16 protein-coding genes and 1 riboswitch are annotated in these 15,267 nt (G+C 33.0%); of the genes, 15 read left to right on the forward strand and 1 reads right to left on the reverse strand.

Annotated elements, in window-relative coordinates; translation table 11 throughout:
• Nucleotides 1-7 precede the first annotated feature (7 nt).
• From Q5760_RS09300 to Q5760_RS09355, 12 genes are all read left to right on the forward strand, one after another.
• Nucleotides 8-1,585 (forward strand): methyl-accepting chemotaxis protein, encoded by a 1,578-nt coding sequence (locus tag Q5760_RS09300; RefSeq protein WP_428911906.1) that lies wholly within the window; start codon nt 8-10, stop codon nt 1,583-1,585.
• Nucleotides 1,586-1,602: 17 nt separating this feature from the next.
• The gene (locus tag Q5760_RS09305) at nt 1,603-1,923 is read left to right on the forward strand and encodes an STAS domain-containing protein (RefSeq protein WP_428911907.1); all 321 of its coding nucleotides are present in this window, start codon (nt 1,603-1,605) and stop codon (nt 1,921-1,923) included.
• 65 nt (nt 1,924-1,988) lie between these two features.
• Nucleotides 1,989-2,774, forward strand: coding sequence for a PP2C family protein-serine/threonine phosphatase (locus Q5760_RS09310; RefSeq protein WP_428912538.1), 786 nt, complete (start codon nt 1,989-1,991; stop codon nt 2,772-2,774).
• A 171-nt stretch (nt 2,775-2,945) separates the two neighbouring features.
• A complete protein-coding gene (locus Q5760_RS09315) occupies nt 2,946-3,371 on the forward strand; it encodes a methyl-accepting chemotaxis protein (protein ID WP_428911908.1) in 426 nt (141 codons plus the stop codon).
• A 568-nt stretch (nt 3,372-3,939) separates the two neighbouring features.
• Nucleotides 3,940-4,764 carry an N-acetylmuramoyl-L-alanine amidase gene (locus Q5760_RS09320; RefSeq protein WP_428911909.1) on the forward strand — a complete coding sequence of 275 codons (825 nt, stop codon included), beginning with the start codon at nt 3,940-3,942 and terminating at the stop codon, nt 4,762-4,764.
• 326 nt (nt 4,765-5,090) lie between these two features.
• Nucleotides 5,091-5,282: a hypothetical protein gene (locus tag Q5760_RS09325; protein ID WP_428911910.1), complete on the forward strand. Its 192-nt coding sequence runs from the start codon at nt 5,091-5,093 to the stop codon at nt 5,280-5,282.
• 22 nt (nt 5,283-5,304) lie between these two features.
• On the forward strand, nt 5,305-5,481 hold the full coding sequence (locus Q5760_RS09330; RefSeq protein ID WP_428911911.1) for a DJ-1/PfpI family protein: 177 nt from the start codon (nt 5,305-5,307) through the stop codon (nt 5,479-5,481).
• 46 nt (nt 5,482-5,527) lie between these two features.
• Nucleotides 5,528-5,755: a hypothetical protein gene (locus Q5760_RS09335; protein ID WP_428911912.1), complete on the forward strand. Its 228-nt coding sequence runs from the start codon at nt 5,528-5,530 to the stop codon at nt 5,753-5,755.
• 489 nt (nt 5,756-6,244) lie between these two features.
• The gene (locus Q5760_RS09340) at nt 6,245-6,517 is read left to right on the forward strand and encodes an HU family DNA-binding protein (RefSeq protein ID WP_428911913.1); all 273 of its coding nucleotides are present in this window, start codon (nt 6,245-6,247) and stop codon (nt 6,515-6,517) included.
• 2,375 nt (nt 6,518-8,892) lie between these two features.
• Nucleotides 8,893-9,054: a Spo0E family sporulation regulatory protein-aspartic acid phosphatase gene (locus tag Q5760_RS09345; RefSeq protein WP_428911914.1), complete on the forward strand. Its 162-nt coding sequence runs from the start codon at nt 8,893-8,895 to the stop codon at nt 9,052-9,054.
• A 947-nt stretch (nt 9,055-10,001) separates the two neighbouring features.
• Complete coding sequence (locus Q5760_RS09350) at nt 10,002-11,135, forward strand: methyl-accepting chemotaxis protein (protein ID WP_428911915.1); 1,134 nt, start codon at nt 10,002-10,004, stop codon at nt 11,133-11,135.
• Complete coding sequence (locus Q5760_RS09355; protein WP_428911916.1) at nt 11,135-12,325, forward strand: phenylacetate--CoA ligase family protein; 1,191 nt, start codon at nt 11,135-11,137, stop codon at nt 12,323-12,325. The genes Q5760_RS09350 and Q5760_RS09355 overlap by 1 nt, the downstream gene beginning before the upstream one ends.
• Nucleotides 12,326-13,401: 1,076 nt before the next feature.
• Here the strand turns inward: Q5760_RS09355 and Q5760_RS09360 are convergent.
• Nucleotides 13,402-13,722, reverse strand: a complete 321-nt coding sequence (locus tag Q5760_RS09360; RefSeq protein WP_428911917.1) for a DUF192 domain-containing protein — start codon at nt 13,720-13,722, stop codon at nt 13,402-13,404.
• Nucleotides 13,723-13,939: 217 nt separating this feature from the next.
• Nucleotides 13,940-14,027: riboswitch (cyclic di-GMP riboswitch) on the forward strand.
• A gap of 88 nt (nt 14,028-14,115) precedes the next feature.
• On the opposite strand from Q5760_RS09360, the gene Q5760_RS09365 reads away from it, so the two are divergent.
• The 3 genes from Q5760_RS09365 (at nt 14,116) to Q5760_RS09375 (ending at nt 15,266) form a co-directional block, all read left to right on the forward strand.
• Nucleotides 14,116-14,283 carry a Flp family type IVb pilin gene (locus Q5760_RS09365; protein ID WP_428911918.1) on the forward strand — a complete coding sequence of 56 codons (168 nt, stop codon included), beginning with the start codon at nt 14,116-14,118 and terminating at the stop codon, nt 14,281-14,283.
• Nucleotides 14,284-14,394: 111 nt separating this feature from the next.
• Nucleotides 14,395-14,886 carry an A24 family peptidase gene (locus Q5760_RS09370; protein ID WP_428911919.1) on the forward strand — a complete coding sequence of 164 codons (492 nt, stop codon included), beginning with the start codon at nt 14,395-14,397 and terminating at the stop codon, nt 14,884-14,886.
• Nucleotides 14,883-15,266 (forward strand): TadE/TadG family type IV pilus assembly protein, encoded by a 384-nt coding sequence (locus tag Q5760_RS09375; RefSeq protein ID WP_428911920.1) that lies wholly within the window; start codon nt 14,883-14,885, stop codon nt 15,264-15,266. Before Q5760_RS09370 ends, Q5760_RS09375 begins: the two co-directional genes overlap by 4 nt.
• Nucleotide 15,267: the final 1 nt, after the last annotated feature.

Below are 15,267 nucleotides of genomic sequence, written 5' to 3' on the forward strand. Positions count from 1 at the left end.
AGCTTTTTTGTTTAAGAAGCCTATTACATTAAGAAAACAGTTCTTAACTCAGATTATTGCCATCCTAGTAGTTATTTCAATTCTTTCTAGTGGGATTCAATTATACTTAATGATTAAACAAGTAGACTACGAAATAGAAACTCAAACAACTATTATAGCTAATAGCGTTAATCAAGGTATAGAAGAAACGGATTTAGCGTCAAAAAGTATTGAACATCAAATAGATTTAAAAATGGTTGGATACTTAGAATATATTGCAAGTATGTTAGATAAAAAGAAAGCTGAAGACATTTCTGATCAAGAGCTATCTAATATAAAAGAAAAACTAGAATTAGCTGGTTTAGCTATTTTTGAAAGAAAAAACGATGACATTGTTATTGTTAAATCTACAGATCCTAAAGAGGTCGGTTTCAGTGGAAGAGATTATGGAGAAATGATCTACAGTGGAATTGATTCGGTTATGAAGGGAGAGGACCTCAATATTCCTGGAGTCCTTTCTAAAAAAGGGTTGGTTATTTTACCACTTATGCAATCGGGTACTTATAAGGATGAACCACAATTCTTTAAATACGCATACTACCATCCAGAGGGAACTGATTACATAATAAATCCTTATATCCAAGCTGATGAAATTTATAAATTCACAAAAAATGTAGGAACGGATTCTTGGATTAGTGAAATGGAACAAGATAGTTCTTTCGTTTTGGATATTTCGGTTTTGAATCCTGAGGTATTTTATAATCCAAGTTTAGAGAATCAATTTTGGCCCCCTGTCAAAAAGGTAGTTTATGGAGATTATCAATATCAATCTGAAAAGGATCATGATTTTATTATCGGAATGATTGATAACCCCATTAAACAAAGTTATGTGGATAGGGTTAAAGGGGGAAAAACATTAAAATTATTTTTACCCCAAGAAAATGGTCATATCATTCATATTGTTTTTGATTATGAAAAAATGATTGAACCACTTAAAACGCAATTTATTATTTTAGTTATAACAGGTGTCATATCGTTAGTCAGTCTGTTCGTCTTAATCTTTAAACTGTTTAGCAAAATCTACTTTAGTATTCAAAAGATCTCACATCAAATTCACTTATTAGAAGGTGGAGACTTGACCGCAGTAAGTCAAATAAACGATGGAACTGAATTGACACATCTTTCTGAGGCGATAAATAGTATGGCAAATAAGCTAAATCATCTATTAAAAGAAGCACAAAAACAAGCCATTGAAACACAAAACCTTTCGTTAATCTTAGAAGAAGATGCTTCTCATTCTGTTGAAAAAATTTATGAACTATCTACGGAAGCAACCATTCAAGCTAGAGAACAATTATATGAGCTGATGGAATTCTTTGATTACGTAGAGGAGGTTATTTTACCTCATCAACAAAAAAATGAAGGTGTTCAAAAGATTATGAAGAAAATCGATACGATGAGAGAAATAGCTAAAAAACAGGCATCCGGTACAACGAATACGACAATCACACTATCCGATTTATTAAATTCTTTGCATGAGCAATCAAGGGAGTTATCCGAAATATCAAGTGCTTTACTCGAACAAATGAGCAAATTTAAGTTGTGATGGAGGGGGGATTGAATATGGATTTATTATCGGTTCAAACAAATGTCCAAAATTCTACTATGGTCATAAAACTAAAAGGGACGTTAGATATTTCAACAAGTAATGTAATAGATCCCTACCTAGCCGAAATGGGAGAAATTGATGTTCTTATTATTGATTTTAGTGATTTAGAATTTATTGATTCTACTGGGATTGGTTCTATCATGAACGCCATTTATCTATCAAAGGACAAAGGATTCAAACTGACTTTCGAAGGGGTGGATGAATTAACCCATCAGGTGTTTGAAACAGTAGGGTTATTTCAGATAATGGAGGCGCTGCGGGAGGATGAACAGTAATGTATTTAGATAATCTAACCTATGAAAACAAAGCAAATGGATGTAAGGAGGAGCAGCAACCTTTAATGGATAAATCGCTACAAAGAGAAATCAATTTAGCTAGAAATATTCAAACATCCCTTTTAAATGGCAAGGTACCTACGTTTCAGGGTGGAGAAGTATCAGGAAATTCAATTCCTGCCAGATTAATTGGTGGAGACTATTATGATTTTTACCCGCTAATCAATGGGAAAATACGTATTGTCATAGGTGATGTAATGGGTAAAGGGATTCCGGCAGCCATGCTTATGATTTTAACAAGAGGGGCATTTCGTAGTGCCGCTGAAAGTACTCAGGGTCCTGGTGAAACATTAACAGCCATTAACAAAGCCATTTACCAAGACTTACGTATTTTAAAATCCTTTGTGACTTTATTTTGTGCAGATTGGGACCCCAATACGAGAATATTTACTTATGCTAATGCAGGTCATCATCTTCCTTTATGGATTAAAGGGGAAAAAAATGAAATGGAAACATTACCAAAGGTGAAAGGAATTATGGTTGGTGGGCTGCCAAATCAAGTATATAAGGAAGAATCTGTACAATTAGATAAACAGGATACAGTCTTCTTTTATACAGATGGGATCATAGAAGCTCAAAATAAAGGGAAAGAGTACTATCAATTGGAACGGCTCACTCAAACACTATTAGAGTGTCAAGATAAAGCAGCAGGAGAGATTGAGCAATGTGTAATGGATTCAATTCAACAATTTACTGAAGGAATACCTCAAAAAGATGATATTACGATGGTACTTCTAAAAGTATATGAACAGAAGACGGATATCACTAGTTTTACATCTCCAATTTTATAAAGTGACAGTTGACTCAGAGGAAAAAGACATCTTTCATTAGATGACTTTTTCCTCTGATCATTCTGGTTGTTAAGGGTGTCATAAATTCAGATATCTAGACAAACTGAGTTACGGACAATTTCCAATGAAATTTTAGAATCATTATTATTAGCAAATGAACAAATAAGTGTTTTGACCAATGGATCGAATTCTCTCGCTGATTTTTCTCAAGAACTTCTATTACAATCTCAACAGGCGTGTGAAGATGTTAAGAATTCAGATCAAATATTAACGGTGGTAAAAAAAGTAGCAGATCAGACCAATTTACTAGGATTAAACGCAGCCATTGAGGCAGCAAGGGCTGGAGAAAAAGGAACGGGATTTGAAGTTGTAGCAAATGAAATTCGAAAATTTCCAAAGGAAACAGCAACTTCAACACAAAATGTACGAGAAACAATGTCTCAAATCCAATTAATTACACAAAAAATGGGGAAATTGATTGAGCAAGTAGCTGCAGTTGGGCAAGAACAGGCTGCTTCCATTCAACAAACCTTAACCTTTATAGTTGAAATTGAAGACTTGTCAAAAAAACTTAACGAGTTTGCTAATAAATTGTGAGGTAAATATGATTTACTTTATACTCGTTCAATTCGCTGTACCAAAATTGGCGAAGATAATATAACAGCCTTCTAAAGGAACATATCCTGTTCTATAAATACCACCTACACTAACTGGATATAGATAACCCCTAAATGCTTTAATGTCTTTCCACTCGTATTTCTGTCCCATTAGAAATTTAAACTTTTAAGAATTGAAACACTCAAAACTTTTGATCCGAATTAATACAATTATTCGTTCTTGAACCCGTTTATAAATAATTTCATTTGAAAGGCTCACCGACTGATAGTGGTGAGTTTTTAATTTTTAAAAAAGATAAAGTTAGTTGGAGAGCTAAAGGGTAAAATTAAAAGGAGAGTATTTCTATATCAATGGGATAAGAAAGCTATGTGTAAGCAGGATAACCAAAAAGGGAGGAACGGCATCTATGAGGTGCCTTTTCTTTTGTTTCATAAATATTTCAATTTCTTTACAAAAAACAGTTAGTGGGGTAAATGCCCTTACGGTGTGAATATAGATACATAGGTTGTTAGTAGTCAGTATAAAAGAATAAAAGGAGGAAGATACGATGAAACTTTACTTGGACCCGGGACATGGTGGATCGGATCCGGGAGCCGTCGGAAATGGTCTTAGGGAAAAGGATATTACCTTAGACATTGCACTCCGTATTCGAAATATTTTAGTGGATGAATATGACAATATTGAAATAAAAATGAGCCGAACAGGCGATACATTCCCAAGTTTATCTCAACGAACAAATGAAGCAAACAGTTGGAAAGCTGATTTCTTCTTATCTATCCATTGTAATGCATTTAATGGTTCATCAAGAGGGTATGAAGATTTTATTTATAGTGGTTTAGATGACAGGTCAAGATCCGCAAGAATTCAAGATATTATGCATGAAGAAATTATGAAAGTGAATGGACTTATTAATCGTGGGCAAAAGAAAGGCAATCTACATGTCTTAAGAGAATCTAAAATGGAAGCCATACTCACGGAAAATGGGTTTATCGATAACAGCAGCGATGCAAATCTAATGAAACAACCTTCTTGGAGAGAAAAGGTCGCAAGAGGGCATGTCAACGGTATTGTTAAAGCCTTTAATTTACCAAAGAAGAAAGGAAGTTCAGATGGTGGCCGTGGTACTGATTCGGGAAGTAATACTGGAACACTCTTCCGAGTGATTGCTGGATCATTCCAAGATTTAGAAAATGCTGAAGAAAGAGTCGCTCGGTTACGTCAAAGCAATATCGATGCCTTTGTTGTTGAAGTTCAGATTTCAGGTACGACCTGGTATCGAGTCCAGGCGGGTGCCTTCTCTACAAGAGAAAATGCAGATGACCGAGTCAAACAAATTCAAGGATTAGGGATCGATGCTTTTGTGATGTCCTAATGATGTTGGATAACGCACATGTTAAAACCTAAAGGGTTTCGTTTGGGGTGCATTTTCAAAAAAATACACCCCAAAATGAAATTAAAATGGACAAATAAAATGGCAGATAAAACTCGTCTATTTAATAGGCGGGTTTTTGTTATAATGACAATAAATTATTGATTGAATATTCAGGAAAATAGCAATGTACGATTTATCGACTAGACATGTATGAAAAATTCACAAAAACTACATAGCAAGAAAAATAAAAGAAAATTAGTTTAAAAGCCGAGATATCAGGGAGAGGAAATGATGAAAATAATTATTTATTTGTATAATGAATAACTATGCTTGATGCAATTGGACCTTATGAGGTTTTAAGAAATATCACTGATGCTGAAGTGTACTTTGTCGCTGAAAAAACAGGTGAAATAAAAGCTGATTCTGGTTTTATAGATATGAATGTAAAGCATAGTATTGATGATATGATAGAAGCGGATATTTTAATTTATACCGGGTTCAACTATTGGGTTTATTAAAGAAACGAAAAACGACAATGTATTGAGTTGGATAAAAGAAATAGATAAAACAACAAAATGGACAACCTCTGTATGTGTTGGCTCTTTGATACTAGCTTCAGCAGGACTACTCACTGGGTTAAAAGCAACATCACATTGGAAACCGATCAACCTATTAAGTGATTTTGGAGTTACACCCGTAAAGAGAGAGAGTGGTTGAACAAGGGAAGTAAATAACAGCTGCTGGAGTTTCCGCAGGAATAGATATGGCTTTATATTTATCTAATAAAATTGTCGGTGAGGATGAAACCAAAGCTATTCAACTCACAATTGAATACGATCCTCAAACCATATTTAATTCTGGTAATTATTCTATTGCGGAAGAAAAGATCATAAAGATTGCAGAGAAGAAATTATCAAAAGAAGCGAAAAAAGGGCTTGGAATATTGGGGATGATAAAAAACTCAAAAAGTATTTTAAAAATGATTAAATAGTTAAAAGTGATTCTTAATAAAATTCTTCTTTCTAAAAGTAGTCACTCCTCAACTACTTTTCTAATACTTACATAATGTCAATAGAATGGACATTCAAAGAGACACTTTTTGTTAAGGCAATTGACAACTAAAATACATTGTACAATCTTGTTTCCAGGACGATCAGGTATATTGCAATGCAAAATGAAAAAGGAGTCTTATCAGATAGAAAAATAGGAAGTACAGGGGAAATTATACTTTTTGAAAGAAAAAATAATACCTACGAGGGTACAGTTTTCCTTGTGAGGACTAATAGTGTATTAATTATAATTTGAGAAAAAGATGCAAAATCTTTAGGTTACCAACAGCCAAATACAGTTGTTGGCCATGGAAAGATATTGTTTGTTCTTAGAGAAATTGTAAATTTACAATACTGGACATAGTATTGAAAGAAAATTTATGCTATATTTTAGATTCTACATAGTAATGATTAAATAGAGGTGCATGATAATGAACAAAACAGAATTAGTAAAAGCAGTAGCTACACAATCTGAATTGACACAGAAAGATGCAGCTAAAGCAGTAGATGCATTATTTGAAACCATTTCTAACACACTTGCTAAAGAAGAGAGAATCCAATTAATTGGATTTGGAACTTTTGAAGTACGTGAACGGTCAGCTCGAAAAGGACGCAATCCACAAACTGGTGAAGAAATAGATATTGCAGCTTCTAAAGTACCTGCATTTAAACCAGGTAAAGAACTAAAAGAAGCTGTTAAATAAAAATAAGTACATTTTAATTTTTTATTTACTCTAGGAATTAATATACTTTCTAGAGTATTTTTATTTTCAAGATTAATTTTGAAAGCAAAATTAATCAAACCAGACATGTCTGTTGTTACCTTAGTTGTCAAAGTAAAGTGTATTCCGAAAGGAAACAAGTGGCCTCGATACACCCCAGTGTTTCATGATCATTTAACAGTGTTGCTCAACAATTGCGATCGTTGCATAGTTATAAAAATAATCACTCTAGAATGAATCCCATATTTATGGAACATCCGGTGAAATAATGTCTCCTTTTTCCGGCATAGCCTCTCCATCAATTCCTTCAGAATATAACGGCAACTCTCCTGCTAAAATAAAAACACTAATTCACTAAAATAAAATGATCGCTACTAAAATACTGTTCATCAAACCTATTTATCTTAAATGCTTGACTAATATTACTCCCTCCCTATTCATTTCCCTTATTAACTAACCAACACAAAAACCTTAACAAAAGTAGAACACTACTCCTTTTCCAGATTTGTCGAAAAATAGCATGTTTCACTCACCAAATAGATATGACAATTGGTGTAATTATAAAGTAAAGTACTATTTTTTAAAATAAACTTCCAGTTAATACAATACAAATTGTTAGATAATTATGTGAAAGCAAAAGTATTTACGTTGAGTAATGGTTCACGATAATTAATAAACATACTGTCGAAACCTACATCGTTTTAATGCAAGAAACATTAAGCTTTGTTTCCAGTAACAGTCCGAATATAAAAGTCCAGGAATCCTTTTAACAGCGTTCCTGGACTTTATTTTTCCCAAAAGGAAAAGTGGACGATATGAATAAACATGCCTTAAACAAAATTATAGAAAGCTTTCCATAAAGGAAAAACTCATCTGGTCACTGCTTTGGGGATAGAAATGATCCAAATTGGCTAAAACCAAGTTTATAACTGCTTCTAAACTGGTAGAAGAATTACTAATGCAAACGAAGAAGATAAGCTTGGATCGTTTGAGAAAAAGTGCCTCAAATTTAATGTAATCATCGTAGAAATACGTTGAACCCCCCACGCACCCTACTTTAGCTTGGTTTTCGCAACTTCGGTATGCGTGAAAGGCGATGTGCTTGGATATTTTACAATGCGAAGCCTTTCTCGCACTAACCCTATAATCCAGTTTTCAAAGAACAACTTACAGGGATATTTTACCATGCAAACAAATGTTTTGGCTATCGCCAACCGACATTCATCTCCCCCTTATTTTTGGGCTACGCCCTGCACAAAATTGAAGTAGGAGTCTTGTTTCGATAAAGTTTTAGATATGCCCAGTTCTAATATTTGTTAAACTCTTCTGATTTACTGGCTTGCTAAATCGAGAGTCTTTAATTTGAGGGCAATCAAGGTGAAAAAGATATATGTTCTACTTCTTCTTGCAACGAACTGAATTCCTAAATCCCTTTCAAGAATGATAACACTATATGACACTATCATTAATTTTAATCATTGTAATTTCATCAATAAATAATTTATTAAATTTGTCTTAATAATATTTATATTAACGCCGGTTCCTTAGGCTATGTTACTTTCCTTTGAATCCAAATATACTCTCTAATCTCTCTTTTTTTCATAATTAAGCGCTTAAAGTGTAACAGTTTAAATTTTTGTTCACTATTGAAAATAGGAAAGGGGTCCTATTCAAAAATGAATAAAACAAGAAATAGGAATCTTATCCTGTTTTCCACCCTTGCAGTTTAATAAGAGCATACGGTGATACACATTTAAACGACTTTCCAGCATAATTTATTTAAAATTGAAACAACTGATAAAAAGGAAGTGGGATAAAAGGATGAAGAGGTTGGATATTAACCGTTCTGGTTAAGCGGAGTTAAAAAACTGGATTGATCTAAAAAGATAAGGAAAATGGTCCTTATTATAAGACCAAATTGGATAAAATTTATAGTAGAAAATTTTTATAAATTAAACTCAAAGTATTTTTAATCTATTAATGTGGTAAGTAGATTTTAAAGTGTCATAAACAATCTATGTTTTAAATGTCTAATCAAGATTTTTAACATGTAAATTATTAACATTCTTTTTCGTATTTACATATTTAAAGTAAAAAGTGCAAGCATTTAACAAGGCAAAAATATTTATTCACCTCGTATAACAAGAGAAGGTTGACCCTTTACTGACTGTGGATAAAATGAAAAACCTGTCAATTAAAGGACGAAAAAACTTTTTTTATCCTCAATCTTCTAATTGATTATATCAGGCATAAATACACCCACAATAACGAAATTATATTAATTTTTTTATACTATTTTAGTAAAATATAACCATTTTTAAAAAAACATGTATTTTTTATCAGAAGGAGGCTTACTTATGAATTACTTAATGGTACTTATCGAAAATAAGCGTAAGAAAATGTATGAAACAGCAGAAAAATATGGTTTTACTTCTGAATTATCTATTGAGTGCAGCCAACAATTAGATCACTTATTAAACTTATTAGAGCAGGAGTTTAACCATGTAAAAAATGACTAAACTAAAAATATTCTAAATTTGATTACTCCTTTTTTAAGTTTCTACTCAATTAATTCAATTTAAAATATTAACCTTCAACATTGAAACATAAGCAGTTTTTCATAGTCTTTAAAATTAACCGTAAATGTCTCATTAATTGGAGTGATATTCGATACCTTTTTCAAATTTACAATAGGATCGATGAGTGATATAAAAGGAACCACCCAAACGATCTACTGATTGTTGTATTGTATTCACTGTTCCATTAGATGAGATTTACTTTATTGAAAAAAGGATAGGAACTGTTTGATTCTATACTAAACAACATGTTTACAAATCATCTGAAACAGGTTTAGAAGGGTAAAATACATGACATATTCGGGTACTTATAATATTCAACTTCTGAGGCACTCTATCCTACTATACTAATTATCCCTTTTATAATTCTAACCTAGATAAAGAAAACATAATGAAATATTTGAAAGAATTTTTCAAATAACAAATATAGTAATATTTAACTAAAGACCTTATGAGTATTAAGCTTTGTGATTTTATCATTTTATAGGGTTGTTACTATTTATTTTAGTACAATTGCACTAGTATACTATTATACTATTCTACTATAATTTACTTAACGAGCATGATAAACTTATCGAAGGCTTCCTGCTTAATAGGAAAGGTGTTTTTTATGAAAGGAGAGAGGAACGTGTTTGAAAAAATTACGAAGGAGGGATTTTTTATTATTATCAACTATTTACAATATTCTAGATTGGCAGCTTGAAAGCTTCTTTCCTAACTATTAACAGGTTAAATATGAATTTATTAAATTAATGTTCGAATAAACTACAGTGTTTATTAGACTTTTTACATATAAATAAATTGGTTTATATTAGTCCGATCACAATTAGTTACATCTCTTTTAGCTTTGGCTAATCAGACCGTTAAAATTGAAAAAGGAGATTTAAAGTATGGCTTTAAAAAGGAATATCTATGTTATTTTGCTTTTACTCTTGCTTATTCCGAATGGATTGTTGTTAGGATATATGTATACTCATGCTTTTGATTTATACATTACGCTTGCTATGGTTGTATTAATTGTCATCCTTTTCGTTTTATTTGTATCCATCCAACAAGTTTTAAAAAAGGGAGACGGGAACAAACATGAACATGAACAGATTGATTTGTCTTCGGAAACAGCAGCGGACGATACGAATGAAGAAACTTTTCGTTATATAAGTGAACTCTATCCATCTATCCAACAGTTTCAAAATGATATTCATAAAATCAAAGAATTGGCAGGAAATGTATTACAGGGAGCTAATTTACAGGCGCAAAATGTTGAAAAAAGTACAGAATCGATGATTGAATTCTCAAGTGGCATTGATCTAATTGCTACAAGCGCGCAGTCTGTCGCAAACACTTCCCAAACAACTAATGAAGCTGCAATAGAAGGATTTCAATCTCTTGACATTGTAATGGGACAAATGAAGTCTATTCACCTCTCTGTCGATAATCTTTCGGCAGTCATAATGGATCTATTGAAATATTCTAGTGAAATTGGTCAAATTGTTAAAACAATAACTGATATTTCATCACAAACAAATCTATTAGCCCTAAATGCGGCGATTGAAGCAGCCAGAGCTGGGGAACACGGGCGAGGATTTGCTATTGTGGCTGAAGAGGTCAGAAAATTATCAGAAGAAGTAAAATTCTCTTCTGAACAAATCACGGATATTGTTTCATCCATTCAAAATAATGTGGATAAATCAGTGGATTTTATGGAAGAAGGAAAAGAGAAAGTAAATAACGGAATCCAAGTAGTAAATGATGTCAAACTTACTTTTGGGCTCATTCAGGATAAGATTAAAGAAGTGTCGAATCAAATCATGGAAGTTTCTGCTGCCGCTCAACAGTTATCTGCAGGGTCGGAAGAAATCAGTAATATTACTGATTTTACAAAGAATGTTCAATTAACCGGTGTAGATATGATACAAGAACTCAATACAATTATCCAAGAAAATGTCAATGGTGTGGAAAAAGTGGAAATGGATATAAAAGAATTTCTTCAAGACATTTTAAAAGAAAGAAAGGGGGATTTTTAATGAATAATCAATTCTTTATTGAGGCAGCATTGCAATCCAATTTTTACCAAAAGAAATTAGCAGGAATGAATCTTGGAAATTGGGAGAAAATCCCCTTCACAACAAAAGAAGAATTAAGGAATGTTGATATATTTGAAGTAATGGGTGTTAATCCTGAGCGAATTGCAACTTATCATGAAACAAGCGGAACGACTGGAATACCGACTCCAAGTTGGTTCAGCCACGATGATATTCAGCAAGAAGTGGATGTTTTGCTGAGATCAGATCTCAAGTTGAATGAAAAGGATATTATATTAAATCGATTTCCTTTTGCTGTTGCCTTGCCTGCTTTTATTGTGTATTGGGCAGTGCGCGAAGTAAAAGCAGGGCACATTGGGGTGGATGAATGGAGCAATGCTGCTCCCCTAAAGAGAGCAGTTGAGATCATTCAAAAGGTAAATCCCACCATTTTAGCTTTATCTCCAACAGAAGCAGTTAAACTTCATCAAACTGGAATACAAATGGGTGAACAGTTCCCTATACCAGGCTTAAGAGCGCTAATTTTAGCAGGAGAATTAGTGTCCCCGGCAAGAAAAAAATATATCGAAAAACTTTGGGGTGTTCCTGTCTATTTATTATTTGGCAGTACGGAAACAGGAGGTTTGTTTGTAACCTGTAAGGCTGGGCACTATCATCTCAATCACCCAAAACTAAAAGTAGAAGCTGTGGACGATGAGGGGTGCCAAGTGCAATTCGATACAATTGGCAATTGTGTCATAACAACAGCCAGAGAGGGAATGCCTCTTCTTCGCTATTATAACGAGGATCTAATAGAAGTTAAAAAGTCAAGTATGTGCAGATGTTGCAATGAATCCCCAATTGTCATCCATTATGGCCGCAAAGATGACGCCATGGTCTTTGAAGGAAAAACCATCAATTTTCTTCAAGTCCAAGAAGCCGTGTATTCACTAAGTCATGTTCCATTTATGTGGAAGATTAGGTCTGAAGGTGACCACCTTGTTTTTATTCTACAATTTGTAAATGAAATAAATATTGACTCCATCCAAAGTGAGCTTTCCTCTAAACTTGGAATCAGCACATCAGTGGAATTACAGGATATCATCCCGATTGAAACATTGACTCAAAAACCTGCATTTGGAAAATATGCTTATATTGAAAAAGCCCCAGTAAAGGACTTGCTAAATCAATAAACATACTTTTTTTCTAATAATTATTTATTGTTTAAAGCATTTATTTTCATCATTAACTATGATAATCATTATTAATTATAAAATAAATATAAAACATTTGGACAAAGTTTTTTCAAAAAGAAAAAAGTTCTCTTTTTAGCAGACCGTAATGTCTTAGTCGATCAAACGAGGTACCTTGGGAAGATGCCGATTTGCAACTATAGTATTTTTATTGATTGGTTTAATTATTTATATTAATACCCGTAATTTAGTTCATTCTATTATCTTAGTTATTATTCCAACAATTCTAATTCAATCAAAAAAGAAAACAAGGTAAATTTGTAAAGGGATGTTTGTAAGTTTAATTAGTTAATTTTAAAACAACTCCAAAAAAAGAAGAAAAAAATTAGACAGGTCAAGTAAATTTACGTATAAAAAAAGAAGAGTCAACAGATGCAGAGATTTTTACCTTTCGTTCATCTGTAAAAATGAAAAGACGATATGGCATCTAATGGTCTTAAAAGGGGCCATCTGATAATACCTAAATAAGGCAAGGAAAATAAACAAGTCGTTTTTCTCCTTTGCCTTATTTATTTTTTTCAATTTTTTCTCTAAAAGTTGCTGCCGGATGCCTCCTACAATCGAGAAGAATAAATTGCTGTACAGAATTTTAAATAAAAACTATGAGACTGATTTTGTTGGATTAGAAAATCTAGCCCAACCTGTGTAAAGGCGCATTCCTTTTGTATAAATGCCCCCGATTGTTAAAGATCAGCGGCTGCTGAAGATAGCTCGTACTTACTGAACTTTAGCACCCTTAAATGTAGTATATCAGGGCGTAGTATTTAACGTTAATAACGATAAATACTACGCCCATTTTGTTCCTCTCAATTTCTTTTAATCTTTTCCTTTACTAATGCTATCATGTACTCGTGTATATACAATTGATTTCTTCGTTTCCTATCTAAAGCAAAAGGCTCTTTCACCTACTCTAATTTAGTAGTTGCGAATAAAGAATTTATAGAATTAGAGCCAGTAGAAGTATACCTAATTTGCACCTTATAACGGAACCCTTTCGTTAAAAACGTATGCGTTTTTTATTGCTTAATGTTAATGGTGTCTCCAATCTGTAAAGAATAGTTAGTAATTGTTCCTAGCGGTAATTCTAATGCAGATTTAGCATTTTTGATCGGCAAAATAACTCTCCAGGGTTTAACATTTTTATGTAACGATACAATTTCATACTGTTCATTTAAGAAAACAACATCAATAGGAAAAAACATAAAAAACATATGGATTGAATTACAGGGGGTTAAAAGAATTCCTTCTTCCACGATTGGTCTAATTCGAAACATTAAACCTTTTAATCTTTTAAAGAAAGTGTTAAATTGATAAACCTTTATTGGTATATTTTTCATCTGACCAGTCTTCGAAATCGACTTCACTTTCAACATCCCTTACTTTATTGGGTTTTTTAGAATAAGTTCAAAATGGTATTCCAGAATCACGTTAAAATGGAAAATTTTTTTGATTGTTACATGTATATTTCGCGTGTTAATATCACATTACAAACAACACCGACACAGTGTTAAAAAGCATTCAACATAAAGATCTTACCGTTGGCGTTGTTTTAAAAAATGATAAAGGCAAACCAGGGGAAACCTTGGGACGCAAAGCTAAAGGGGCTTCATTCGTTCATACGATATGCCAGCCAGCTGCCGAAAATAGTGATCATTCGATACTATTCTTCGGGTATAGTATTTTTTTATGCAAAAAAACTATATTTTATACGAAGGGTGGATTCACATATTATGTTGAACCAAGTTAAGAAGTTTTTTAAAGAAGAAGAAGGACAAGGAATGACTGAGTACGGTTTAATCCTTGGATTAATTGCAGTGGGTACTGTTGCTGCTTTTACTGCATTTGGTGAGGCAATAGTGACTAAGTTACAATCGGTTAAAACACAAATTTTCGGATAATAATTTATCTATTTATCTCAATACTAAATTTTAAAAAGCTTCTATTTTATAAAAAACCTACTTTCAAATTATATTCAAATCTGAGAGTGGGTTTTTTTATGAGGTGACGGAATGACAAGTATAGTACTATTTATTTGTTTAGCGATTTCATTTGTAACGGATATTAAAAACAGGAAAATTTTAAATTTGGTTACATTTCCAGCCATGTTAATCGGCCTTCTTTTCCATACAATAACAAACGGCTGGGATGGCTTCCTCTTCAGCTTTCTAGGTATATTAACAGGTTTCGGTCTATTATTCATCCCATACGCCCTTAAAGGAATGGCAGCAGGAGACGTTAAACTGTTAATGGCCATTGGTGCGTTAAAGGGCAGTTCATTTACTTTCAGTTCATTCCTATATATCGCCATAATTGGTGGCATAATAGCCTTAATCATTTTGTTAGTAAAAAAGGATCTACTAAATTCACTAAAGAGAATTATCTTTTCGGCCCAATTTAAAACGTTGGATACGTTAAGCAAAAATGAATTGCATCATGCGTTTCCATATGGAGTTGCGATTGTATTTGGAACTCTAAGTTATTACGGAGTGAATGTACTTTGATCAAGTCAGAAAAAGGTCAAGCAACAGTGGAACTAGCGCTATCTCTAGTGATCCTTATGTTTATTTTGTTTGGGATCATTGATTTTGGTCGTATTTTTCATACTTATCTGACCCTTGAACACGCTGGTCGTGAAGCAGCAAGGATAGCTAGTTTGGGTGGAACCGATGTAGAAGTGGAAGAAAGAGCTAAAGCATCGGCACCATCTTTAAATGACAGTAATGTAAGTGTGATGATATCACCGACTAGTCAAAGCCGTAGCAGAGGAACCTACGTGACTGTAAATATGACGTATCCCGTTTCCATTTCCGTTCCTTTATTACAAAATGTTCTACCAAATCCTTTTGTTCTCCATTCAAAAACGGTCATGAGGGTGGAATAAG

Source organism: Niallia sp. Kr1 (genome assembly GCF_050389805.1).
Classification (GTDB): Bacteria; Bacillota; Bacilli; order Bacillales; family Cytobacillaceae; genus Bacillus_BD.